Source organism: Promicromonospora sp. NPDC052451 (assembly GCF_044547525.1).
Taxonomy (GTDB): Bacteria; Actinomycetota; Actinomycetes; order Actinomycetales; family Cellulomonadaceae; genus Promicromonospora.
The window spans coordinates 24,556-47,640 of record NZ_JBIUAP010000022.1; the positions used below are offsets into that span (position 1 = coordinate 24,556).

The following is a 23,085-nucleotide window of genomic DNA, read 5'->3' on the forward strand; positions in this document are numbered from 1 at the left end:
GCCGCGGCGCGAACGTCAGCGCGAGGGGTGAGCCGGGCTCACTTGTCGCCGGTGACCGCGGGGACCTCGGCGTCGGCGAGCGTGACGAGCGCCTGCGCGTGGACCGCGTGCTGCCACGTGCCGAGGTCGGCGACCGTCTTGATCCTGAGCTCGGCGAGCATCTCGTCGTGCTTCGGCGTGAGACCCAGCAGCGCCGACGGCGGGGCCGCCAGGATCGCGGCGATGCTCTGGTCCTTGTAGGCCTTGTCGACGAGCTTGTTGAGGTTCAGGCTCACGTGCCTGCCTTTCGTCCGTGCGGTCGAGGAGCGACCGGGCTTTCACCCGGCCGGTGGAAGGATGTCGCGATCCAGTCCGATCTGCAACTTTTGCCCGACTTGTCGGTCTCGCCCCGCCGCCCGGCGTCCGCCTTCTTGTTGTTGTGTTCAAAGAATGAACCAGTCCACTCCGTCCTCTTGCAGGGCTGGACGTTCGTCCGGTTGACTTGGTGACCGTGGTGGTCTCGGAGCTGTCGACCCGGTTGGCCGCTGCGGTCCGGGCCGCCCGCACAGCGGCACGCCGCGGCCCGCTCCAGCCTGCGGTCGAGGGCCTCCCGCACGACGCCGCCGCATGGCCCCCGGTGCTGCTCGACCCCGCGCGTGCCGTCGTGCCGTTCGTCGGACGCGAGCGGGAGCTGACCGACCTGCGCTCCTGGGCCGAGGCGGACGTACCGGTCAGCCTCCGGCTCCTCGTCGCCCCCGCGGGCTCCGGCAAGACGCGGCTCGCCGGCGAGCTCGGCGACCGGCTGGGCGCCTCCGGCTGGACCGTCGTGGCCGTACCGCGCGGGCGGGAGGCCGCGGCCGTCCGCAACCGCCCCCCGGGCGACGTCCTGTTCGTGGTGGACGACGCGGCCACCCGGCTCGGCCTGGCCGCCATGCTCGACGCCCTGGTGCGGCCCGCGCGCGGGCGCACCCGGGTGCTCCTGCTGGCCCGTGTCGCCGGCGAGTGGCTCCGGCGGCTGCGCTGGGGGTCGGTGCTCTGGGAGCACCTCGATCCCGGCGACGCCGCCCAGACCGCGCTCGACCAGCGGCTGGATCCCGGCCTGCCGGACTCCGTCGTGCTCGACGGCGCGGTCGCCGCGTTCGCCGAGCACCTCGGCGTGGCGAACCCCGGTGTCGCCGCCGTCCGCCTGCTGGACCCGGCCGGCGGCGCCCGCGTGGCCGACCTGCACGCCGGCGCGGCGCTCGCCGCGCTCGTCGCGGCCGGCGTCCCCGTGCCGGAGGACGAGCCGAGCCCGCTGCGCGCCCTGCTGGAGGTCGCGGCCGACTCGTGGGCGCGGTCGGCGCGCGAGGCGGGTCTCGACCTCGACCGCGAGCAGGTGCAGGACGTCGTCGCCGCGGCCTGCCTGCTCGGGGTCGAGGACGCCGCGGGTGCGCGCGACGTGCTGCGCCGCGTGGTGCCCGGCCTGCCGGGGCGGGCGGGGGCGCGCTGGCTGCTCGGGCTGCCGACCAGCGCGGCGGAGCTCGGTCCGAGTCCGGCGGGCCCGGACCGGGTCGGCGACCTGCTCGTCGTGGACCGCCTCGGCCGGTCGGTGGCTCTCGTCGGCTCGTGCACCTGGGGGCTGTCCCGGAGGGTGGCGCTGCGGGTGGTCCGGATCGCGCGGCGCCTGGAGGTCGAGCTGTCCGAGGTGCCCGGCGCCGCGGCGCTGTCCGCCGAGCTCCTGCGCCGGGCCGCGGACTCCTACGGTGACGACCCGCGCGCGCTGCGGACGGCGTTCCTGCTCAAGCCCCGCAGCATCTCGGACGCCTCGGCCGACGACGTGGACCGGGGTGAGCGGGCGGTCGCGGCGGCCAAGGACGCCGTGGGTCGCGCCGAGGCGCTGGTCGACCTCGGTTCGGCGCTGCGGGACGTGGCGCGCCTGACCGAGTCGCTGGAGGTGCTGGGCACGGGGGTCGCCGCCTGGCGCCGTATCGCCGCCGGCGACCCCGACCGGTACCGCACCGCGCTCGTCTCGGCCGTCAACGCGCTGGGCTCGGCGCACTGGCGCGCCGGCCACACCCGGGAGGCGCTGGCCGCCCAGCGAGAGGCGATCGAGCTGTGCCGGGCGGCCCCGGAACGGGACAGGTCCTGGTGCGAGGCCGAGCTGGCGCGCGTCCTGCTCAGCCTGAACGTGCTGCTGAGCGACACGGGCACGCCGCAGGAGGAGGAGGAGACCTTCGCCGAGCTGCTCCCGATCCTGCGCAACCTGGTCGCGCGCGACCCGCGGCAGTGGGCGACGTTCCTGACCACCGCGCTGTCGAACCGGGCCGTGACCCTCACCGAGAGCCGTCCGGAGGAGGCCGTCCCGTTCGCGCTGGAGGCCGTCGAGCTCAGCCGGCGGATGGTGCTCCTGGCCCCGGAGCGGCACCGGTTCGAGCTCGGCTTCGCCCTGACCAACCTGGCCAACGCCTACGCCGCCCTCGGCCGGGACCGGGAGGCCATCGAGCCGCTCGGCGAGGCCGTCGCGCTGCGCCGCGAGCTGGTCCGCGAGAACGCGGCGGCGCACACGTGGACGCTCGCCTACAGCCTGGCGTCGCTCGGGGCGGTCCTGTCGCGGCTGGGCGAGCTCGACGAGGCCGTCTCCCTGGAGCGGGAGGCCGTGCTGCTGCGCCGCCGGCTCGCCCGGGAGCATCCGGCACGGTACCGCCGGATGCTCGCGGCCTCGCTGTCCAACCTCGCCGTGACGCACTCGCGGGCGGGCGAGCCGGAGGAGGCCCTGCCGTTCGAGCGGGAGGCGGTCGCGATCCGGCGGGCGCTCGCCGAGGAGGGCCAGCCGGGCGAGGAGTACCTCGCCAGCTCGCTGTCCAACCTGGGCGTGCTGTACTCGGAGCTGGGCCGGGCGGCCGACGCCGTGGCCCCCACCGAGGAGGCCGTCGACCGGCTCCGGCGGCTCGCACGCCGGGACCCCGACCGCTTCGAGCCGGACCTCGCCGACGCACTGCTCAACCTCGGCGCGGCGCTGATGGACGCGCGCCGTCCCCGTGAGGGTGTCGAGCCGACCGCCGAGGCGGTGCGGGTGCGCCGGGACCTCGCCCGGCGCAGCCCGGACCGGCACCTGCCGGCGCTCGCGGCGGCCCTGTCGAACCTTGTCTCGGTGCACCTGGACCTGGAGGAGTGGGACGCCGCGGCCGAGCACGCGCAGGAGGTCGTGGACGTGCGGCGCCGGCTCGTCGACGGCTCCTATGCCCACGAGCAGGACCTGCTGCGGGCCCTTGACCTGCAGTCCCGCGTGCGGCGGTCGCGCGTCGCGGGTGGCCCGGCGGTCCGTTGAGCCGGGCGGGTGTGACACGTCTGTCAGTGTGATCCATAGAACAGGCGTGCGAATGTCGGTGAGCCGCCCTAGGATGCCTCTGTGAGCAATCGTCTCGTCGTCTCGGGTGCCCGAGAGCACAACCTCAAGAACGTGGATCTGGACCTGCCCAGGGACCGGCTCGTGGTGTTCACGGGGCTGTCGGGGTCGGGCAAGTCCTCGCTCGCGTTCGACACGATCTTCGCCGAGGGTCAGCGCCGGTACGTCGAGTCCCTGTCCGCGTACGCCCGCCAGTTCCTGGGCCAGATGGACAAGCCTGACGTCGACTTCATCGAGGGTCTGTCGCCCGCGGTGTCGATCGACCAGAAGTCCACCAACCGCAACCCGCGGTCCACGGTCGGCACCATCACGGAGGTCTACGACTACCTGCGCCTGCTGTTCGCGCGCGCGGGCACCCAGCACTGCCCGGTGTGCGGCGAGAAGGTGCAGTCGCAGACGCCGCAGCAGATCGTCGACCAGATCCTGGAGCTGCCGGAGGGCACCCGCTACCAGGTGCTGGCGCCCGTGGTGCGGGGCCGCAAGGGGGAGTACGCGGACCTCTTCAAGGAGCTGCAGGCCAAGGGCTTCTCCCGGGCCCGGGTCGACGGCGAGGTCGTGCAGCTGACCGACCCGCCCACGCTCGAGAAGAAGCTGAAGCACGACATCGAGGTGGTCGTGGACCGGCTCGTGTCGCGCGACGGCGTGCAGCGCCGGCTCACGGACTCGGTCGAGACGGCGCTCGCGCTGGCGAACGGGCTCGTGATGATCGAGCTGGTGGACGCCGACATCGACGACCTGGGCCGCACGCGCAAGTTCTCGGAGAAGCGCGCCTGCCCCAACGAGCACCCGCTGGCGCTCGACGAGATCGAGCCGCGGACCTTCTCGTTCAACGCGCCCTACGGCGCGTGCCCGGAGTGCACGGGCATCGGGTTCCGCCTGGAGGTGGACCCCGACCTGCTCGTGCCCGACGACGAGAAGACGCTGCGCGAGGGAGCCGTCGCCCCGTGGGCGCAGACGTCCTCGGAGTACTTCGAGCGCGTGCTGTCGGCCCTGGCCGACGAGATGAAGTTCTCGATGGACGTGCCGTGGCGGGCCCTGCCCGAGCGGGCGAAGGACGCGATCCTGCACGGCCGGGACCACAAGGTGCACGTGCGGTACAAGAACCGGTGGGGCCGCGAGCGGCAGTACTCGACCGGGTTCGAGGGCGCCGTGACGTTCCTGGAGCGCCGGCACCGGGAGACGGACTCGGACTGGTCCAAGGAGAAGTACGAGGCCTACATGCGTGAGGTCCCGTGCCCCACGTGCGGTGGCGCGCGGCTCAAGCCGGAGGTGCTCGCGGTCAAGGTGGACGGGCTGTCCATCGCCGACGTCTCGCGGCTCCCGGTCGGCGAGGCCGCGGAGTTCCTCAAGGGCATCGAGCTCGGCGTGCGCGAGGCGCAGATCGCCACCGAGGTGCTCAAGGAGATCCACGCGCGCCTGGGCTTCCTGCTCGACGTCGGCCTGCACTACCTGACGCTGGAGCGGCCCGCGGGCACGCTGTCCGGCGGCGAGGCGCAGCGCATCCGGCTCGCGACCCAGATCGGGTCCGGCCTGGTGGGCGTGCTGTACGTGCTGGACGAGCCGTCGATCGGCCTGCACCAGCGCGACAACCGCCGGCTCATCGACACCCTCACCCGGCTGCGGGACCTGGGCAACACGCTGATCGTCGTCGAGCACGACGAGGACACGATCCGTGCGGCCGACTGGATCGTCGACATCGGGCCGGGCGCGGGCGAGCACGGCGGCCACGTCATCCACTCGGGCGACTACGCGGGCCTGCTGGAGCAGAAGGACTCCCTGACGGGGGCGTACCTGTCGGGCCGTCGCTCCATCCCGGTGCCCGCCGTACGCCGGCCGACCGACCTGGAGCGGCAGGTCACGGTGGTGGGCGCGCGGGAGAACAACCTGCGTGACGTCGACGTGTCGTTCCCGCTCGGTGTGCTGACCGTCGTGTCGGGCGTCTCCGGCTCGGGCAAGTCGACGCTCGTGAACTCCATCCTGTTCACCGTCATGGCCAACCAGCTCAACGGCGCACGGCGGGTGGCAGGGCGGCACCGGCGGGTGACCGGCCTGGAGCACCTCGACAAGGTGGTGCACGTGGACCAGGGGCCCATCGGCCGCACGCCGCGGTCGAACCCCGCCACGTACACGGGCGTCTGGGACCGGATCCGCAAGATCTTCGCGGAGACCGAGGAGGCGAAGGTCCGCGGCTACGGGCCGGGGCGGTTCTCGTTCAACGTCAAGGGCGGCCGCTGCGAGGCCTGCGCCGGTGACGGCACGATCAAGATCGAGATGAACTTCCTGCCGGACGTCTATGTGCCGTGCGAGGTCTGCCACGGCGCGCGGTACAACCGCGAGACCCTCGAGGTGCACTTCAAGGGCAAGACGGTGGCCGACGTGCTCGACATGCCGATCGAGGAGGCCGCCGACTTCTTCAAGGCGTTCCCGGCGATCTCACGGCACCTGTCCACGCTGGTCGACGTCGGCCTGGGCTACGTGCGGCTGGGGCAGCCCGCGCCCACGCTGTCCGGCGGTGAGGCGCAGCGCGTGAAGCTCGCCGCGGAGCTGCAGAAGCGGTCGTCGGGGCGTTCGGCGTACGTGCTGGACGAGCCGACCACGGGCCTGCACTTCGAGGACGTGCGCCGTCTGCTCGGGGTGCTGCAGTCCCTGGCCGACAAGGGCAACACCGTGATCGTGATCGAGCACAACCTCGACGTCATCAAGAGCGCCGACTGGGTGATCGACATGGGCCCGGAGGGCGGCAGCGGTGGTGGCACCGTGGTCGCGCAGGGCACGCCCGAGGCCGTGGCCGCCGTGCCGGAGAGCCACACCGGCACGTACCTCGCGGAGATCCTGGACGCCGAGGCGGTCGCGGCGGCCGCGTCGGCCCCGCGAGCGACGAACGGCACGGCAAAGCGCAAGCCGGCGACCCGGAAGCCGGCCAAGGCGAAGGCGGCGGCGAGCGCGTGACGCCTGCCCGTCGAGGCGTGCCGCGCGCGCCTCGGCGGGCTTGCAGGTTCCTGCAAGCCGTCCGTGCGTGCGTGGTGTTCACTACGGGTCATGCGAAAGAACGGACAGATCAAGCGCGCCCTCACGGCGGTCTTCGGCGTCGCGCTGGGGGCCACCATGCTCACCGCCCCGCCGGCGGCGGCCGCCGAGCAGATCGCGCACACCTGCGTGGGCGAGCAGGTCATCCGCTGCGCCAACGTGGAGATGTCGTCCCCCGGGGTGTTCAACGCCCACGCGCGGGTGACCGACACCGCCGGCGGCGGTGACTACGAGGTCCGGGTCCGCGAGATGTACCTCCAGATCCTGCGTGACGGGATCTGGTGGACCGTCTCGGAGGCCTACCCGGCCGAGACGTGGGAGCCCGTCCAGGACGTCCACCGCACGCCGTCGTGGTCGTGCGGGTCCTCCCCGCAGAGGCGCATGCGGGCGGTCGTGACCATGGAGTGGCAGGACCAGGACTACGTCATCGGCAGAGGCACGATCTCCTCGGGGAGCGTCACGGTCTGCCCCCGTACCTGACGGCACTGCCGGGAACGGCGTGCACGCCACGTGACCGAGCCGCCCCCTGGATCCAGGCGATCCAGGGGGCGCCTCCGTTGGCGGATCGGTGCCCGGATCCGCCACGGGTGCGGCGAGAGCCTCAGGCGTGGCCTCCAGGGCAGGCGCCCCCTAGGGTGGTCCCCATGAGCGGAGCCACGCATGACTACGCCGTGACGGTGCGGTGGACCGGCGCGGGGGAGGCAGGTACGTCGTCGTACACCTCCTACTCCCGGGACCACGAGATCGACCTGCCGCACAAGCCGCCCCTGCCCGGGTCGGCCGACCCGGCGTTCCGGGGCGACCCGGCCCGCAACAGCCCGGAGGAGCTGTTCGTCGCGAGCCTGAGCCAGTGCCACATGCTGTGGTTCCTGCACCTGGCGGCGGAGTCCGGGCTCGTCGTGCGCGAGTACACGGACGCCGCCACGGGCACCATGCGGGTCGAGTCGCGGGGCGAGGGCGCCTTCACGGACGTCACGCTGCACCCGAGGGTCGCGGTGGACGCCGGCGAGCTCGCCACGGACGAGCACCTGGCCGCCCTGCACCACAAGGCCCACGCGATGTGCTTCATCGCCCGCTCGGTGAACTTCCCGGTCCGCGTGGAGCCCACGCCGCTGCACGTCGTCGCCTGACCGGGCGCGGCCGCGACGGGGCGGCCGCGCCACCCGCCCGGGGCCGGCCGTCCGTCGGGGGACGACACCGCGCCCGGGGGCGCCGTCGTGTCAGTGGCAGCGCATAGGTTGGTGCCATGGCGGATCCAGCAACCTACAGGCCCAAGGCGGGAGAGGTCCCGACGTCGCCCGGTGTCTACCGGTTCCGCGACGAGCACGGCCGCGTCATCTACGTGGGCAAGGCGAAGAACCTGCGCCAGCGCCTGGCGAACTACTTCCAGGACGTGGCGCACCTGCACGAGCGCACGCAGCGGATGGTGACCACCGCGGCGTCGGTCGAGTGGACGGTCGTGGGCACCGAGGTCGAGGCGCTCGCGCTGGAGTTCACCTGGATCCAGCAGTACGACCCGCGGTTCAACGTGAAGTACCGCGACGACAAGTCCTACCCGTACCTCGCCGTGACGCTGGGCGAGGAGGTCCCGCGGGCCCAGGTCATGCGCGGCGCCAAGCGCAAGGGCACCCGCTACTTCGGCCCCTACGGACACGCCTGGGCCATCCGCGAGACCCTGGACCTGCTGCTGCGGGTGTTCCCGATCCGTACCTGCTCGGCCGGCGTCTACAAGCGGGCGGGCCAGTCGGGCCGGCCGTGCCTGCTCGGGTACATCGACAAGTGCTCGGCACCCTGCGTGGGGCGGATCAGCGTCGAGGACCACCGCGCGCTCGTGCTGGACTTCTGCGACTTCATGGCGGGCGACACGGCCAAGTTCGAGCGCCGGCTGACCAAGCGCATGCAGGAGGCCGCGGCCGAGATGGAGTACGAGCAGGCCGCCCGCCTGCGCGACGACATCGAGGCCCTGCGCCGCGCCACGGAGAAGAACGCGGTGGTGCTCGGCGACGCCACCGACGCCGACGTGTTCGCGCTGGTGGGCGACGAGCTGGAGGCCGCGGTCCAGGTGTTCCACGTGCGCGGCGGGCGCATCCGCGGCCAGCGCGGCTGGGTGGTCGAGAAGGTCGAGGACATCAGCGACGGCGAGCTCGTGGAGCACCTGCTGCAGCAGGTGTACGGCTCGGCGGAGGAGGCGAGCGGCGCGGAGGCCCGCGACGCGGTGCCCCGCGAGGTCCTCGTCCCCGTGCTGCCCCCCGACCTGGACCAGGTGGGTGCCTGGCTCAGCGGCCTGCGCGGCGCCCGCGTGGACGTCCGGGTGCCCCAGCGCGGCGACAAGCGGGAGCTGGCCGAGACGGTCCGCAAGAACGCGGAGCACGCGCTGATGCTCCACCGCACCCGCCGTGCGGGCGACCTGACCACCCGCAGCCAGGCGCTGCGCGAGATCCAGGAGGCGCTGGACCTCGAGTCGGCGCCCCTGCGCATCGAGTGCTACGACATCTCGCACACCCAGGGCACCTACCAGTCCGCCTCGATGGTCGTCTTCGAGGACGGCCTGCCGCGCAAGAGCGAGTACCGCTCGTTCAGCATCCGCGGCTCGGACGGCGACGGTGCACGCGACGACACGCAGGCCATGCACGAGGTGATCACCCGCCGGTTCCGTCGCTACCTCGCCGACCGCCTCAAGGCGAACGACGTCGAGATCTCCGCGGGCGACCTGCCCGCCGGGGAGGACCCGGCGGGCGCGCTGCCCGGTGGTGAGGTGGCACCCGACGCACCCCAGGAGAAGGCGCGGTTCGCCTACCCGCCCAGCCTCGTGGTGGTCGACGGCGGCCCGCCCCAGGTCGCCGCCGCGAAGCAGGCGATGGAGGAGCTCGGCATCACCGACGTCGCGCTGTGCGGCCTGGCCAAGCGGCTGGAGGAGGTGTGGGTGCCGGGGGAGGAGTACCCCGTCATCCTCCAGCGGTCCAGCGAGGGCCTGTACCTGCTGCAGCGCGTCCGCGACGAGGCGCACCGGTTCGCGATCACCCAGCACCGCCGTCGGCGCAGCAAGGGCATGACCGCCTCGGTGCTCGACGACGTCCCGGGCCTCGGGCCGGCCCGCAAGAAGGTGTTGCTGTCCCACTTCGGCTCCCTCAAGCGGCTGCGGGCCGCGAGCGTCGAGGAGATCGCCAGCGTGCGGGGCATGGGAGCCACCACGGCCGCGGCCGTCGTGGCCGCCCTGAAGGCCTGACGCTGGCATGCTTGGAGCCATGAGCAACACCGAGCCGTCGCCCACCACGGCACCCGAGGGGATCGCCGCCGTCGAGGCCGCCACGCACAGCCCCGAGCGCAGCGACCCGCAGGTGCTCGTGATCACCGGGATGTCCGGCGCGGGCCGGTCCCGGGCCGCGGCCGTGCTGGAGGACCTCGACTGGTACGTGGTCGACAACCTGCCGCCCATGATGCTCGTGCCCCTGGTCGACCTCATGGCCAAGGGGTCCAGCATCGAGCGGGTGGCCGTCGTCGTGGACGTGCGCGGCCGGGAGTTCTTCTCCGAGCTGGACAAGGTGCTCGTGCACATGACGGAGGCCGGCGTCGCGTACCGGATCCTCTTCCTCGACGCGAGCGACGAGGTGCTCGTGCGCCGGTTCGAGCAGGTGCGCCGCCCGCACCCGCTCCAGGGTGACGGCCGCATCCTGGACGGCATCGCCGAGGAGCGGTCCGTCGTGGCGACCCTGGCCGAGCGCGCCGACCTGCGTATCGACACCTCCGACCTGTCCGTGCACGACCTCGCGCGGGAGATCCGCGCCTGGCTCGCCCATGACGCGGTCGAACAGCTGCGCATCAACGTCATCTCGTTCGGGTTCAAGTACGGCATCCCTCTGGACGCGGACCACGTGGTGGACGTACGGTTCCTGGCCAACCCCTACTGGATCACCGAGCTGCGCCACCTGACCGGGCGTGACCAGCCAGTACGCGACTACGTGCTCGCCCGGCCGGGGGCCGTCGAGTTCATCGACCGGTACGTCGACGCCCTGGCGCCGGTGCTCGCCGGCTATCTCAACGAGGAGAAGCGCTACGTGACCATCGCCGTCGGGTGCACGGGCGGGAAGCACCGGTCCGTCGCCATCTCCGAGGCCATCGCCGAGCGGCTGCGTGCCCGCGGGCAGCTCGTCTCCGTCTCGGCACGCGACCTGGGCCGCGAATGATCCCGCACGCGCCGGGAGCGCCCGACGTGCCCGCCCCGGAGTGGAGCAAGAACCCGTCGGTGGTCGCCCTCGGCGGCGGGCACGGCCTGTCCGCCAGCCTGTCCGCGCTGCGGCTCATGTCGGACCGCCTCACGGCCGTCGTGACGGTGGCCGACGACGGCGGGTCGTCCGGCCGGCTGCGCGACGAGCTGGACGTGCTGCCCCCGGGCGACCTGCGGATGGCGCTCGCAGCGCTGTGCGACGACTCCGAGTGGGGTCGCACCTGGAGCGCGATGCTGCAGCACCGCTTCTCGTCGTCGGGCGAGCTGGACAACCACGCGATGGGCAACCTGCTGATCGTGGCGCTGTGGGAGCTGCTCGGCGACCCGGTGGAGGGCCTCGACTGGGTCGGCCGCCTGCTGGGTGCGCGGGGGCGGGTGCTGCCGATGGCGTCGGTGCCGCTCGTGGTCGAGGCGGACGTCCGGCACGCCGCCGAGCCCGGGGAGCCGGAGCGTCCGCTGGAGACGGTCGTCGGGCAGAGCCGGGTCGCCGTGACCGAGGGGCGCATCGAGCAGCTCCGGCTCCTGCCCGCCGACCCGCCCGCCTCCCCGGAGGCCGTGCAGGCCGTGCTCGACGCCGACTGGGTGGTCCTGGGGCCGGGCTCCTGGTACTCGTCGGTGCTGGTGCACCTGCTGGTCCCGGCGCTCGCCGACGCCCTGCACGCCACGAAGGCGCGCCGCTGCGTGACGCTCAACCTGTCCGCGGAGAACGGTGAGACCGAGGGCCTGACCGCCGTGGACCACCTGGAGGCGCTGCACAAGCACGCGCCCGGCCTGCGGATCGACGCGGTGCTGGCCGACCCGTCCGCCGTCGAGGACGTGGCGGCCCTGGAGGCCGCCGCCGCGTCCATGGGTGCCCGCGTCATCATGCGGCAGGTGCGCCGCGGTGACGACACGGCCCGGCACGACGGCCTGCGCCTGGCCGCCGCCTACCGGGACGTGTTCGAGGGCGTCTACGGCGACGTCTGACCAGCGCACGACGCCATTCGCTACCGGGATGTCCGCGATGCGAGACCGCTCCTGGACACCGTTGACATGCCCGGAGGGCGGCCGTAACTTCCCGCGCACCGAAACCCGATCAGTCTGATCGGATTTCCGGACCGGAGGGAGACCGGCATGGCACGAGCGATGAACGGCACGGTGCGGACCACGCACGCCCGCTCCCTGTGTCGCGTCCCGCGGTGGTGTCCAGCCGGTCGCTGACCGCACCTGCCCGACCTCCGGCCCTGCGCTGCTGCTCCTGCCTCGCCCGGGCCCGCGCCCCACCACCCGCTCCACCGCACCTCGCCCCCCGCGTCACCCCGGTGACGGACCTTCGTGCACCCTCGCGCAGGTCCGCCTCGCCGTGCCCCGAGAGGACACCCACATGGCCCCGCACCACTCTCACCACCTGAGCCGACGGCCCGCCGCTCGCCGGCCCGCCCCGACGTCCGCCGTCCGGCAGCCCGCCGCGACGTCACAGGCCGGCGCCGACCGCGCCGTCGCCGGATCCCCTGGCAGTCACGGCGCGCCGCGCCAGGCACCGCAGGGGTCCGCCGGACGCCGTCGTGTCGCACCGGTCGTGACGACGGCCCTGGTCACCGGTCTCGTCCTGACCGGCTGCGCCGGACCGGGCGAGGCCGGAGCCGGCGGCAGCACGCCCGCGGACCCGACGCCGGGCGGCACGCTCCGGTTCGCGCTCGGCGCCGCACCGCAGGGTGTGGACCCGCAGCAGGTGGGTTCCAACGTGAGCATCTACGTGGCGCGCCAGCTCGCCGACTCGCTGACCGACCAGGACCCCGCCACGGGTGAGATCGAGCCGTGGCTGGCCGAGAGCTGGGACGTCAGCGACGACCTGACGCACTTCACGTTCCACCTGCGCGACGGCGTGACGTTCTCGGACGGCAGCGCGCTGGACTCCGCGGACGTCCGAGCGAGCTTCGACGCGATCGCGGGCGACCTCGGGGCCACCGCACCGCTCGCGGCGAGCTACCTGGCGGGCTATGAGCGGACCGAGGCGCCCGACGACCGCACCGCCACCGTCGTCTTCGACGCACCCAACGCGCAGTTCCTGCAGGCCACGTCGACGGTGTCGCTCGCGATCCTCGCCGAGGAGACCGCGCAGGCGGACCCGGCCGAGCGCCTCCAGGGCGACGTCGTCGGCTCCGGGCCCTTCGTGCTGGAGAGCTACACGCAGGACAAGGGCGCGGTGCTGACCAGGCGCGACGGCTACGACTGGGCCCCTGAGCCGGCCGCGCACGCGGGCGAGGCGTACCTGGACCGCATCGAGTTCTCCGTGGTGCCGGAGTCCGGGGTGCGGGCCGGGGGACTCGCGTCCGACCAGTTCGACGCCGTCGGCGACGTGCTGCCGCAGGACGTGCCGCAGGTCGAGGGCTCGGGCGGCGCCGTGCTGACCCGCGCCAACCCGGGCGTGCCGTTCGTGCTGCAGCCCAACCTCACCCGCCCGCCGCTCGACGACGTCGAGGTGCGCCGCGCGCTCCTGCCCGCCATCGACCGGCAGGAGCTGGTCGACACCGTGCTGTCCGACGCGTTCGAGCCGGCCACCGGCATCCTCGCGTCCACGACGCCCGGGTACGCCGACCTGTCGGACCAGCTCGCCTTCGACCCCGAGGAGGCCGGGCGGATCCTGGACGACGCAGGCTGGGTGCCCGGCGAGGACGGCATCCGCGTCAAGGACGGCACGCCCCTGCAGATCGAGGTGACGTACACCCCCGTGTTCACCGGCAGCGGGCCGGTGCTGGAGCTCGTCGCCCAGCAGCTCCGCGCCGTCGGCGTGGACCTCACGTTGCGCCAGCTCACGGCCGCCGAGCAGACCACCGCCCAGGACTCCGGCGACTACGACCTCTACTACTACAACGTCACCCGGGCCGACGCCGACATCCTGCGCACCCAGTTCTCCACCGCCCAGCGGAACCTGAGCCTGCGCGAGCCGGACGACGTCGTCGACCCGCTGCTGGACGAGCAGCTCGGGGAGGCCGACCCCGGCGCCCGCGACGCCCTGGTCGCGGACGCCCAGCGGGCGATCCTCGACGAGGGGCTCGCGGTGCCGCTGTTCGAGCTGGCCCAGTCGATCGGGGTGCGCGGAGACGTGCACGGCGTCACCTTCGACGCCTCGTCCCGGCTGCTGTTCCACGACGCGTGGATCGAGCAGGAGTGATGCTCGTCCACGTCCTGCGGCGGCTCGGCGGCGCAGCCGCGGTGCTCTGGGCCGCCTTCACGGTCTCCTACCTGATCCTGTACCTGCTGCCCAGCGACCCGGTGGCGATCATGCTCGACCAGGGCGCCGGGGGAGAGCGCGTGGACCCCGCCCGGGTGGCCGAGCTGCGCGCACGCCACGGGTTCGACCAGGGGCCGGTCCAGCAGTACCTCACGCTGCTCGGCCGCACCCTGACCGGCGACCTCGGCACGTCGATCAGCAGCGGCGCCCCCGTGGCCGGCCTCATCGCCGACGCGTTCCCGGAGACGGCGAAGCTCGCGGGCCTGGCACTCGTGCTCGGCCTGGCGGGCGGCGTCGGGATCGCGACGCTCGCGTCGTGGACCCGGGCCACCTGGCTGCGCGACCTGCTGCTGGCGCTGCCGCCGCTCGGGGTCGCCGTGCCGGGGTTCTGGGTCGGCCTCGTGCTGCTCCACCTGTTCTCGTTCACCTGGTTCCTGTTCCCGGCGGTCGGCAACGAAGGATTCGCCTCGCTGGTGCTGCCGGCAGTCACGCTCGCCGTCGGGCTCTCCGCCGTCGTCGCCCAGGTGCTGTCGCAGGGGCTGCGCGAGGCGTGGCGCGCACCCTCCGTGGAGACCGTGTTCGCCAAGGGAGCCGGACGAGGCCGGGTGCTCGGTGCGCACGTGGCGCGCAACGGCTCCCTGCCCACCGTGACGGTGCTGGGCGTGCTGGTCGGCAACCTGCTCGGCGGCACCGTGGTGGTCGAGACCGTGTTCTCGCGCCAGGGCTTCGGCCGGCTGGTCGAGAACGCGGTGACCACGCAGGACATCCCCGTCGTCCAGGGGCTCGTGGTCGTCGCCGCCGCGGTGTTCGTGGGCACGAGCCTCCTGGTGGACCTCGTCCACCCGCTGCTGGACCCGCGGGTGCTGACCGGCGCCCGGCCCGCGGGCCCCGGACCCGGAGGTGCGTCATGAGCTCCGCACAGACCCGTGCCCTGCCCCGGGCCCTCGCCCGCCCCGTCACCCTGGGTGCGCTCGCCGTGGTCGTCCTGGTGCTGCTCTGGGCGGTCGCCCCCGGCCTGTTCACCGGCCACGACCCGGTCACCGGGGTCCCCGCCGACAAGCTGCTCGCTCCCGGTGCCGGCCACTGGTTCGGCACGGACCACCTCGGCCGTGACCTGTTCGCGCGGACCGTGCACGGCACGAGCCTGTCCGTGCGCGCCGCGCTCCTCGCCATCGGCGTCGCGCTCGTGGCCGGGTCCGCCGTCGGGCTGGTCGCCGGCTTCGCGGGCGGTCCCGTCGACGAGGCGCTCATGCGCGCCACGGACGTGCTGCTGGCGATCCCCGGGCTGCTGCTGTCGCTCGCCGTGGTGACCGCGCTCGGCTTCGGCACCGTCAAGGTCGCGGTGGCCGTGGGCGTCGCGTCCGTGGCGACGTTCGCGCGCGTCATGCGCAGCCAGGTGCTCCGCGTGCGGCACGCCACCTACGTCGAGGCGGCGCGGCTGGCCGGCGCGAGCCGCGCCGCCGTCGTGCTGCGGCACGTGCTGCCCAACTCCGCCGGGCCCGTGCTGGCGCTCGCGGCGGTCGAGCTGGGTGCGGTGCTCCTGGCGGTGTCGGCCCTGAGCTTCCTCGGGTACGGGGCCACGCCGCCCACGCCCGAGTGGGGCTCGCTCGTGGCCGAGGGGCGCGACTACCTGGCCGTCGCCTGGTGGTACTCGACGCTGCCCGGCCTGGTCATCGCCCTGTTCGTGCTCGCCGTGGGCGTGCTCGGCCGGGTGCTCGCCCGCGACGGAAGGACGGACCGATGACATCGACGACGAGCGCGTCCACGGCCGGCGGGCTGTCCACGGACGACCTGCTGACGGAGGCCCGGCCCGGCGCCGCGCCGTCGGGCAGCCTGCTGCGCGTGCGCGGGCTGCGGGTCGCCTACGGCGAGGGTGAGGTCGTGCACGACGTGGACCTCGACGTGCGTGCGGGTGAGGTGGTCGCCCTGGTGGGCGAGTCGGGCAGCGGCAAGTCGACCACGGCGCACGCTCTGATCGGCCTGCTGCCCGACGGCGGCCGCGTCACGGCCGGTCAGGTGCACCTCGCCGCGCCGCAGGCCGGGCCGGGCCCGCGCGCGACCGCCGGGGTGACGCTCACCGACCTGCTGCCGGACGCGTGGCGGCGCGTGCGGGGCGTGCGCGTGGGCCTCGTGCCGCAGGACCCGGGCGCCGCGCTGGACCCGGTGGTGCGGGTGGGCGAGCAGGTCGCGGAGGCCCTCGTGGTGCACGGGACCCCGCGCCGGGCGGCGCGCCGGCGAGCGGTCGAGATCCTGCGCGAGGTCGGGCTCGACCGTCCGGCCGCGCGGGCACGGCAGTACCCGCACCAGCTCTCCGGCGGCATGCGGCAGCGCGTCCTGGTGGGTATCGCGACGGCGTGCGAGCCGCAGCTCGTGATCGCCGACGAGCCGACGTCGGCGCTGGACGTGACCGTCCAGCGTCGCGTGCTCGACCTGCTCGCCGACCTCACGTCCCGCGCCGGTACCGCGGTGCTGCTCATCACCCACGACCTGGCCGTGGCCGCCGACCGCGCGGACCGGGTGGTGGTGCTCAAGGAGGGGCGCGTGGTGGAGGAGGGACCGGCCGCGCGCGTGCTGGGCGCACCGGAGCACCCGTACACCCGCGAGCTCGTGGCCGCCGTGCCCGGCTGGAACCCGGCGCCCAGAAATAATGTGCCAAGCGCGTCCGCGCCGACCCCGGGCCACGTGCCGGACGGTCACCTCGTCGCCCCAGGTGACGCAGTCCGCCCCGACGACCCGTCGCCCGTGCTCCTGGAGGTCCGTGGGCTGGTCAAGGAGTTCCGCCTCGGCCGGCGGGAACGCCTGCGCGCCGTCGACGACGTGTCGTTCGTCGTGCCCCGCGGCTCCGCGTTCGCGCTGGTGGGGGAGTCAGGGTCGGGCAAGTCGACCACGGCACGGCTCGTGCTCGGCCTGGAGCGGCCCGACGCGGGCGCGGTCGAGCTCGACGGAGTCCCAGTGGGCACCGGCCGCGCCACCCGGCGGCGCACGCAGCTGGTGCACCAGGACCCGTACTCGTCGCTCGACCCGCGGTTCACGGTGTCCGCCGTGGTCGACGAACCGCTGCGGGCGCACCGGGTGGGCGACCGGGTCGAGCGCCGGGACCGAGTCGCGCACCTCCTGGAGCAGGTGCACCTGTCGCCCGACCTGGCCGGACGCCGGCCCGCCGAGCTCTCGGGCGGGCAGCGGCAGCGGGTGGCGATCGCCCGGGCGCTGGCGCTCGACCCGGAGCTGCTCGTGCTGGACGAGCCGACGTCGGCGCTCGACGTCTCCGTGCAGGCGCGGGTTCTGGAGCTGCTGGCCCGCTTCCGCGCAGAGCGTGGCCTGACCTACCTGTTCGTCTCGCACGACCTGGCCGTGGTGCGGCAGGTTGCCGACCACGTCGGCGTGCTGAGCGCCGGGCGGCTGGTGGAGCACGGACCCGTCGGTCGCGTCCTCGATCACCCCGCCCACCCGTACACCGCCGACCTGGTCGCGGCGATCCCCGGTGCCGGCCGCGGCCGGCACCCCCAGCGGAAGGACTGACATGACCGATCCCCGGAGCACGACGATCGCCACGGACCTCACCGGCCCCGTCGCCCCGCCCGACCTGTCGGCGGCCGAGCGCGAGCACGCCGCGTGGCGTGCCGCTCGCGAGCGGAAGCTGTGCGAGCCCCACGGGTGGTTGAGCCCGGTCGCCCTGCTGTGGCCGACGTCGACGCCGCGGCCCCTGCCCGGCCTGCCGGGCGAATGGTGGGTCGCGGACGGCAGGCTGTTCACCCGGCCCACGGCCGGTGACACGAGCGCGCTGGTGGGCGACCTGGTGCGCTACGGCGCCCCGACGTCGGTCGCCGTGGCCGAGGGACGTTCCCTGGTGCTCGGCACCTACCTGCCCGAGGGCCGGTCCGGCGCGGACGGGGAGCAGGAGGTGGCCGTCGAGGTGGTGCGCCGTACGGGCCGGTACGGCCTGCGCCTGCGCGATCCCCAGGCCCCCACCCGTACCGGGTTCTCGGGCGTGCCCGCGTTCGCGTACGACCCGGCCTGGGTGCTGGACGTGCCGGTGCGGTGGTTCGACCGGGCCGTGAGCCTGACGGTCGGCGCGGCACAGCCCCGCCTCGTGCACCACGTCGAGGCCGTCGGCGAGGTGGAGATCGCGCACGACCACCTGCTGCTGCTGACCGGAACCCTCGCGCAGCCCCGGCTGCTGTTCACCGACGAGACGGACGGTGTGGCGCCGTGGCGGGTCCTCCGGGCCGGGGTGCCCGGCGAGGAGCCGGCGGCGTCGGACACGCTGCGCCTCGACCTGAACCGGGCGACCGCTCTGCCGTTCGCGTTCACCGGCTTCGGCACGTGCCCCGCCCCTGCGGCGGGCAACCACCTGCCGTTCGCCGTGCCGGCGGGCGAGAAGGCACCCCGATGACCACCCTGCCCCCGACGGCGACCACCGCGCCCCGGCCGCCCGGTCGCGGCCCGGTGGCGGAGGTGCGTGACGTGCACCTGTCGGACCCGCTGGTCGAACCGCTGCTGGCCGGGCTCTCGGCCGAGTACCGCGCCCGCTACCACGACCTCCTGACCGAGGAGCAGCACCGGGCGGAGATGGCGCACTACGCCGCCGCCGAGTTCGCCCCGCCGGTCGGGTCGCTGGTGCTCCTGCTGGAGGACGGCGAACCGGTGGCGGGCGGCGCGTTCCGGCGTCGGCTGGAGCCCGAGCTGGGGGAGGACGCGCGCCTGGAGCGGCCGGGTACCCGCGACGCGGGCGGCGTCCCCGTGGTCCCGACGGCGGAGCTCAAGCGGATCTGGACGCACGCGGCGCACCGGCGGCGCGGGTTGGCGCGGCGGGTGCTGGGCGAGCTGGAGGCACGGGCCCGCGACCTGGGCTACCCACGGTTGTACCTGACCACGGGTCCGCGCCAGCCGGAGGCCGCCGCCCTGTACCGGTCCGCCGGGTACCGGCCGCTCACGGCGGCCGCGGCGGGCGAGCCGGTCGCCACGCCGGACCTGGTGGGCGACGTGCCGTTCGGTCCGCTCCCGTTCGAGAAGTGGCTCACGGCATGAGCGCGGAGCTGGCCGAGGGCGAGTCGCGCCTCCTGTACCCGCCGCCGGGGCTCCCACCGGGGGCGGGCGGCCCGGCGTCGGCGGGCACCCCGGACGAGGACCTGCGCGTGGTGGGAGCCAGGCACCCGGGTCGCTGGGTCGCCACGGCGGTGGTCGGCGTCCTGCTGGCCATGGTGGTCTCGTCCCTGGTCACGAACGACCGCTGGGAGTGGGACGTCGTGGCCCGCTACCTCACATGGCCCTCGATCCTGGAGGGCGCGTGGGCCACGGTGCGGCTCACGGTGACGGCGTCGGTCGTGGGCTTCGCGCTCGGCACGGTGCTGGCCCTGATGCGGCTGTCCCGCTCGCCGCTCCTGCAGGCCGTGTCGTGGGCGTACACGTGGGTGTTCCGGTCGGTGCCGCTGCTGCTGCAGCTCCTGCTCTGGTACAACCTCGCGTACCTGTACCCGGTGCTGAGCCTGGGCATCCCGTTCGGACCGGAGCTCCTGTTCTTCGACACGCTCGACCTGATCGACAAGTTCTGGGCCGCGATCCTGGGCCTCGGCCTGTCGCAGGCGGCGTACAGCGCAGAGATCGTCCGCGCCGGCATCCTCGGCGTCGACCAGGGGCAACACGAGGCCGCCGCCTCCCTGGGCCTGCCGCGGCACCGCCAGGTGCGGCGCATCATCCTGCCGCAGGCCATGCGGTCCATCGTGCCGACGGCCGTGAACGAGGTGATCGGCCTGCTCAAGGGCACCTCGATCGTGTACGTGCTGGCATACGGCGAGCTGTTCTACATCGTGAGCGTCATCTACGGCCGCAACGGCCGGGTGGTGCCGCTCCTGATCGTCGCCGCGATCTGGTACCTCGCGCTGACGACGCTCATCACGGTGGTCCAGTACTACGTCGAGCGGCACTACGCCAAGGGCGCGCTGCGCACCCTGCCGCCCACGCCGGTCCAGCGCGTGCGGTGGGAGCTCCAGGTCGGCTGGTCGCGCCTCACCGGCTCCCCCGTGCCCGACGGCGTCCCGCCCGCCCTGGCCGCACGCGTCCGGGTCTGCCGGTGGGTCGCGCCGCGCACCGCACCCACCGGACCGAAGGGAGGTGCCGCATGACCGGTGGACTGCTGGAGATCCGGGGCGTGCACAAGTCGTACGGCCTGCTGGAGGCGCTGCGCGGCGTGGACCTGACGGTCCGGCCGGGCGAGGTCGCCGCCATCATCGGCCCGTCCGGGTCGGGCAAGTCGACGCTGCTGCGCGCCATCAACCACCTGGAGAAGGTGGACCGCGGGTTCGTGTCCCTGGACGGCGAGCTCATCGGGTACGCCCGGCGCGGCAGCACCCTGCGCGAGCTCACCGAGCGCGAGATCCTGCGGCGGCGCACCCGCATCGGGTTCGTCTTCCAGAACTTCAACCTCTTCCCGCACCTCACCGTGCTGGAGAACGTCGTCGAGGCGCCGATCTTCGCCCAGGGCCGGCCCCGCGCCGAGGCCGAGGCGGAGGCGCGCGAGCTGCTCGCCCGGGTCGGGCTCGCCGACCGGGCAGGGGACCGCCCCCGGCAGCTCTCCGGCGGCCAGCAGCAGCGCGTCGCCATCGCCCGCGCGCTCGCCCTGCGGCCCGCCGTCGTCCTGTTCGACGAGCCGACGTCTGCCCTGGACCCCGAGCTCGTGGGCGAGGTGCTCGGCGTCATCAAGGAGCTGGCCGGCACCGGCACCACGCTCGTCGTCGTCACCCACGAGGTCGGGTTCGCCCGCGAGATCGCGGACACCGTCGTCTTCATGGACGAGGGCGTCGTGGTCGAGCAGGGGCCGCCCGCCGACGTGCTCGACCACCCCGCCAACGACCGCACCAGGGCCTTCCTGGAGAAGGTCCTGTGACCCTCGACCTCCGCCTGAACCCGAACCCCGCCCCGACCCTCGACCGCCGCCCGAACCCCGCCCCGACCCCCGCCCCGAAGGGAACCACCGTGACCGTCTCCCGACGCGCCACCCGCCGCCTCCTCGCCCTGACCGCCGTGCCGCTGCTCGCCCTGACCGCCGCCTGCTCGGCGGCCAGCACCGAGCGCCCCGAGACGGAGGAGTCCGCCGGCCTCGCCGGGAACGCACCCGAGTCCGCCGGTCTTCAGGTCAGCACCAGCCCCGACCAGGACCGCGTCCGCAGCACCGAGTCCGCCGACGCCGTGGCCCTGCTGCCCGACGAGTGGGCCGACAAGGACGAGATCACCGTCGCCGTCAGCGGCAGCGGCGCCCCGCCGCTCGTCTTCCTCGCCGACGACGACAAGACGCCGATCGGCCACGAGACCGACATCGCCCAGCTCGTCGCCGACGCCCTCGGCAAGGACCTGAACCTGGAGGTCAAGGCCTGGGCCGACTGGCCGCTCGCCCTCCAGTCCGGCGACGTCGACGCCGTCATCTCCAACGTCACCGTCACCGAGGAGCGCAAGGAGACCATCGACTTCTCGAGCTACCGCGTCGACGAGCTCGGCTGGCTCACCGCCGCCGACTCCGACCTGGTCATCGACTCCCGCGAGGACATCGCCGGCAAGGTCGTCGGCGTCGGCTCCGGGACCAACCAGGAGAAGATCCTGCTCGAGTGGGACCGCCTCAACCAGGCCGACGGCCTGGAGCCCATCCAGGGCCCCGAGTACTACGAGCAGCTCTCCGACGTGCTGCTCGCCCTCCAGTCCGGCCGCGTCGAGGCCTACGTGGGCCCCAACGCGTCGCTCGCCTACCAGGCCGCCGTCTCCCCAGAGGACTTCAAGGTGGTCGGCACCCTGAACGGCGGCTGGCCCGACACCGCGCAGATCGCGGTGGCCACCAAGAAGGGCGCGGACGCCGCCGACGCGGTCACCGCCGCCCTCAACCACGCCATCGAGGACGGCTCCTACCAGCAGGTGCTGGAGCGCTGGGGCCTCGAGGTCGAGGCCGTGGACCGCGCCGAGACCAACCCGCCCGGCCTGCCCAAGACGGAGGAGTGAGTCCCCATGACCGAAGCCATCCGCGTGCCCCTGTCCGTGCTCGACCTCGCCCTGGTCGCCGACGGCTCCACCGGCGCCGCGGCGATCCAGCGGGCCGTGGCGCTCGCGGTCGACCTCGACGCCCTCGGCTACCGGCGCGTCTGGTACGCCGAGCACCACCTCGCGCCCGGCGTCGCCTCCGCGGCGCCCGCCGTGCTCGCGGCCGCCGTGGCAGCCCGCACCGCGCGCATCCGCGTCGGCTCCGGGGCCGTGCTGCTGTCCACGACGTCGCCCCTGATCGCCGCCGAGCAGTTCGGCACCATCGCCGCCCTGCACCCCGGCCGGGTCGACCTGGGCCTGGGCCGCGCGTTCACCGTCCCCCGGCCGGCCCCGGCCGCGACCGGGGGAGACGAACGTGGGAACAGTCGTGCCAAGGCGGCCCAGAACCCGAACAAGTCCACGTTCGACGGCGGGCGGGCAGCGGCGAGCGCCGGCGCCGTACCGCGGCTCGTGGACGGGCTGTACGTGCCGCCCGCGCCGCCGAACGGGTTCAACGACCCTGCGCTGCGCGAGCGGATCCTCGCCCAGCAGGAGGTGATCGGTGCACAGCGCGAGCCGGCCGGCTTCCGCGAGGAGGTCGAGCTCGTGCTCGACGTCCAGCGCGGCACCTACCGCGACCGCAGCGGCGGCGCGTACACGAGCCCGCCCGTCGAGGGGGCCCAGTTCGACCTCTGGCTCCTCGCGTCCAGCGGCGGCGAGAGCGCCCGCGTCGCAGGCGAGCTCGGCCTGCCGCTCGCGGCCAACTTCCACGTCAGCCCCGCCACCGTGCTGGACACCGTGGCGGCCTACCGGGAGGCGTTCCGGCCCGGGGTGCTCGCCGAGCCGTACGTCATCGTGTCGGCCGACGTCCTCGTCGCGCAGACCCTCGAACGCGCCCGCGTCCTGGCCGAGCCGTTCGCCGACTGGGTGCTGTCCATCCGCCGCGGCGAGCGCGGCGCCATCGCCTACCCGTCGCCGTCCGCCGCGACCGCCTGGACCGACCGGCCCGACGCCGAGCGTGCCCTCGTGGCCGACCGCGTGGACACCCGGATCGTCGGCGACCCGGACACCGTCGTCGAACGCCTGGAGACGCTCGTGCGCGTCACCGGCGCCGACGAGCTGCTGGTCACCACCGCCACCCACGACCCTGCCGAGACCCGCCGCTCGTTCGAGCTGCTGGCGCGGGCCTGGGGCACCGGTGAGCGGGCCGCGACGAGCCCCGGCCGGGTGGCCAGCGGCGTCTGAACCCGGCCC

At 74.1% G+C, this 23,085-nt stretch carries 18 protein-coding genes; 17 read left to right on the forward strand and 1 reads right to left on the reverse strand.

Going from position 1 to position 23,085, the window contains the following annotated elements:
- Positions 1 to 38 precede the first annotated feature (38 nt).
- The gene (locus ACIG47_RS25625; RefSeq protein WP_397415947.1) at positions 39 to 275 is read right to left on the reverse strand and encodes a hypothetical protein; all 237 of its coding nucleotides are present in this window, start codon (positions 273 to 275) and stop codon (positions 39 to 41) included.
- Between the two features lie 209 nt (positions 276 to 484).
- On the opposite strand from ACIG47_RS25625, the gene ACIG47_RS25630 reads away from it, so the two are divergent.
- From ACIG47_RS25630 to ACIG47_RS25710, 17 genes are all read left to right on the forward strand, one after another.
- Positions 485 to 3,286, forward strand: coding sequence for a tetratricopeptide repeat protein (locus ACIG47_RS25630; protein ID WP_397433897.1), 2,802 nt, complete (start codon positions 485 to 487; stop codon positions 3,284 to 3,286).
- 81 nt (positions 3,287 to 3,367) lie between these two features.
- The gene (uvrA, locus tag ACIG47_RS25635; RefSeq protein WP_397433898.1) at positions 3,368 to 6,313 is read left to right on the forward strand and encodes an excinuclease ABC subunit UvrA; all 2,946 of its coding nucleotides are present in this window, start codon (positions 3,368 to 3,370) and stop codon (positions 6,311 to 6,313) included.
- 90 nt (positions 6,314 to 6,403) lie between these two features.
- A complete protein-coding gene (locus ACIG47_RS25640; protein WP_397415941.1) occupies positions 6,404 to 6,871 on the forward strand; it encodes a hypothetical protein in 468 nt (155 codons plus the stop codon).
- Positions 6,872 to 7,035: 164 nt separating this feature from the next.
- Positions 7,036 to 7,521: an OsmC family protein gene (locus ACIG47_RS25645; protein WP_397415938.1), complete on the forward strand. Its 486-nt coding sequence runs from the start codon at positions 7,036 to 7,038 to the stop codon at positions 7,519 to 7,521.
- Positions 7,522 to 7,637: 116 nt separating this feature from the next.
- Positions 7,638 to 9,617: an excinuclease ABC subunit UvrC gene (gene uvrC / locus ACIG47_RS25650; protein ID WP_397415935.1), complete on the forward strand. Its 1,980-nt coding sequence runs from the start codon at positions 7,638 to 7,640 to the stop codon at positions 9,615 to 9,617.
- A gap of 19 nt (positions 9,618 to 9,636) precedes the next feature.
- Positions 9,637 to 10,575: an RNase adapter RapZ gene (gene rapZ, locus ACIG47_RS25655; RefSeq protein WP_397433899.1), complete on the forward strand. Its 939-nt coding sequence runs from the start codon at positions 9,637 to 9,639 to the stop codon at positions 10,573 to 10,575.
- A complete protein-coding gene (gene yvcK / locus ACIG47_RS25660) occupies positions 10,572 to 11,582 on the forward strand; it encodes a uridine diphosphate-N-acetylglucosamine-binding protein YvcK (protein ID WP_397415930.1) in 1,011 nt (336 codons plus the stop codon). The genes rapZ and yvcK overlap by 4 nt, the downstream gene beginning before the upstream one ends.
- A 397-nt stretch (positions 11,583 to 11,979) precedes the next feature.
- Positions 11,980 to 13,770 (forward strand): ABC transporter substrate-binding protein, encoded by a 1,791-nt coding sequence (locus tag ACIG47_RS25665; protein WP_397433900.1) that lies wholly within the window; start codon positions 11,980 to 11,982, stop codon positions 13,768 to 13,770.
- Positions 13,770 to 14,741 carry an ABC transporter permease gene (locus ACIG47_RS25670; RefSeq protein ID WP_397433901.1) on the forward strand — a complete coding sequence of 324 codons (972 nt, stop codon included), beginning with the start codon at positions 13,770 to 13,772 and terminating at the stop codon, positions 14,739 to 14,741. Before ACIG47_RS25665 ends, ACIG47_RS25670 begins: the two co-directional genes overlap by 1 nt.
- The gene (locus tag ACIG47_RS25675; RefSeq protein WP_397433902.1) at positions 14,738 to 15,574 is read left to right on the forward strand and encodes an ABC transporter permease; all 837 of its coding nucleotides are present in this window, start codon (positions 14,738 to 14,740) and stop codon (positions 15,572 to 15,574) included. The genes ACIG47_RS25670 and ACIG47_RS25675 overlap by 4 nt, the downstream gene beginning before the upstream one ends.
- On the forward strand, positions 15,571 to 17,349 hold the full coding sequence (locus tag ACIG47_RS25680) for a dipeptide ABC transporter ATP-binding protein (RefSeq protein ID WP_397433904.1): 1,779 nt from the start codon (positions 15,571 to 15,573) through the stop codon (positions 17,347 to 17,349). Before ACIG47_RS25675 ends, ACIG47_RS25680 begins: the two co-directional genes overlap by 4 nt.
- A 1-nt stretch (position 17,350) precedes the next feature.
- Positions 17,351 to 18,223 (forward strand): DUF1684 domain-containing protein, encoded by an 873-nt coding sequence (locus tag ACIG47_RS25685; RefSeq protein WP_397433905.1) that lies wholly within the window; start codon positions 17,351 to 17,353, stop codon positions 18,221 to 18,223.
- Positions 18,220 to 18,858, forward strand: coding sequence for a GNAT family N-acetyltransferase (locus ACIG47_RS25690; RefSeq protein WP_397433906.1), 639 nt, complete (start codon positions 18,220 to 18,222; stop codon positions 18,856 to 18,858). The genes ACIG47_RS25685 and ACIG47_RS25690 overlap by 4 nt, the downstream gene beginning before the upstream one ends.
- The gene (locus ACIG47_RS25695) at positions 18,855 to 19,952 is read left to right on the forward strand and encodes an amino acid ABC transporter permease (RefSeq protein ID WP_397433908.1); all 1,098 of its coding nucleotides are present in this window, start codon (positions 18,855 to 18,857) and stop codon (positions 19,950 to 19,952) included. Before ACIG47_RS25690 ends, ACIG47_RS25695 begins: the two co-directional genes overlap by 4 nt.
- Complete coding sequence (locus tag ACIG47_RS25700; protein ID WP_397415912.1) at positions 19,949 to 20,713, forward strand: amino acid ABC transporter ATP-binding protein; 765 nt, start codon at positions 19,949 to 19,951, stop codon at positions 20,711 to 20,713. Before ACIG47_RS25695 ends, ACIG47_RS25700 begins: the two co-directional genes overlap by 4 nt.
- Entirely contained in the window at positions 20,710 to 21,813 is a 1,104-nt protein-coding gene (locus tag ACIG47_RS25705) for an ABC transporter substrate-binding protein (protein WP_397433909.1), read from the forward strand. Before ACIG47_RS25700 ends, ACIG47_RS25705 begins: the two co-directional genes overlap by 4 nt.
- 6 nt (positions 21,814 to 21,819) lie before the next feature.
- Positions 21,820 to 23,076 carry an LLM class flavin-dependent oxidoreductase gene (locus ACIG47_RS25710; RefSeq protein ID WP_397433910.1) on the forward strand — a complete coding sequence of 419 codons (1,257 nt, stop codon included), beginning with the start codon at positions 21,820 to 21,822 and terminating at the stop codon, positions 23,074 to 23,076.
- Positions 23,077 to 23,085 lie beyond the last annotated feature (9 nt).

What these genes read in the sequence shown, in the direction of transcription:
- ACIG47_RS25640 (WP_397415941.1), top strand. Translation starts at nt 6,404, where the DNA reads ATGCGAAAGAACGGACAGATCAAGCGCGCCCTCACGGCGGTCTTCGGC.
- ACIG47_RS25645 (WP_397415938.1), top strand. Translation starts at nt 7,036, where the DNA reads ATGAGCGGAGCCACGCATGACTACGCCGTGACGGTGCGGTGGACCGGC.
- uvrC (WP_397415935.1), top strand. Translation starts at nt 7,638, where the DNA reads ATGGCGGATCCAGCAACCTACAGGCCCAAGGCGGGAGAGGTCCCGACG.
- rapZ (WP_397433899.1), top strand. Translation starts at nt 9,637, where the DNA reads ATGAGCAACACCGAGCCGTCGCCCACCACGGCACCCGAGGGGATCGCC.
- yvcK (WP_397415930.1), top strand. Translation starts at nt 10,572, where the DNA reads ATGATCCCGCACGCGCCGGGAGCGCCCGACGTGCCCGCCCCGGAGTGG.
- ACIG47_RS25665 (WP_397433900.1), top strand. Translation starts at nt 11,980, where the DNA reads ATGGCCCCGCACCACTCTCACCACCTGAGCCGACGGCCCGCCGCTCGC.
- ACIG47_RS25670 (WP_397433901.1), top strand. Translation starts at nt 13,770, where the DNA reads ATGCTCGTCCACGTCCTGCGGCGGCTCGGCGGCGCAGCCGCGGTGCTC.
- ACIG47_RS25675 (WP_397433902.1), top strand. Translation starts at nt 14,738, where the DNA reads ATGAGCTCCGCACAGACCCGTGCCCTGCCCCGGGCCCTCGCCCGCCCC.
- ACIG47_RS25680 (WP_397433904.1), top strand. Translation starts at nt 15,571, where the DNA reads ATGACATCGACGACGAGCGCGTCCACGGCCGGCGGGCTGTCCACGGAC.
- ACIG47_RS25685 (WP_397433905.1), top strand. Translation starts at nt 17,351, where the DNA reads ATGACCGATCCCCGGAGCACGACGATCGCCACGGACCTCACCGGCCCC.
- ACIG47_RS25690 (WP_397433906.1), top strand. Translation starts at nt 18,220, where the DNA reads ATGACCACCCTGCCCCCGACGGCGACCACCGCGCCCCGGCCGCCCGGT.
- ACIG47_RS25695 (WP_397433908.1), top strand. Translation starts at nt 18,855, where the DNA reads ATGAGCGCGGAGCTGGCCGAGGGCGAGTCGCGCCTCCTGTACCCGCCG.
- ACIG47_RS25700 (WP_397415912.1), top strand. Translation starts at nt 19,949, where the DNA reads ATGACCGGTGGACTGCTGGAGATCCGGGGCGTGCACAAGTCGTACGGC.
- ACIG47_RS25710 (WP_397433910.1), top strand. Translation starts at nt 21,820, where the DNA reads ATGACCGAAGCCATCCGCGTGCCCCTGTCCGTGCTCGACCTCGCCCTG.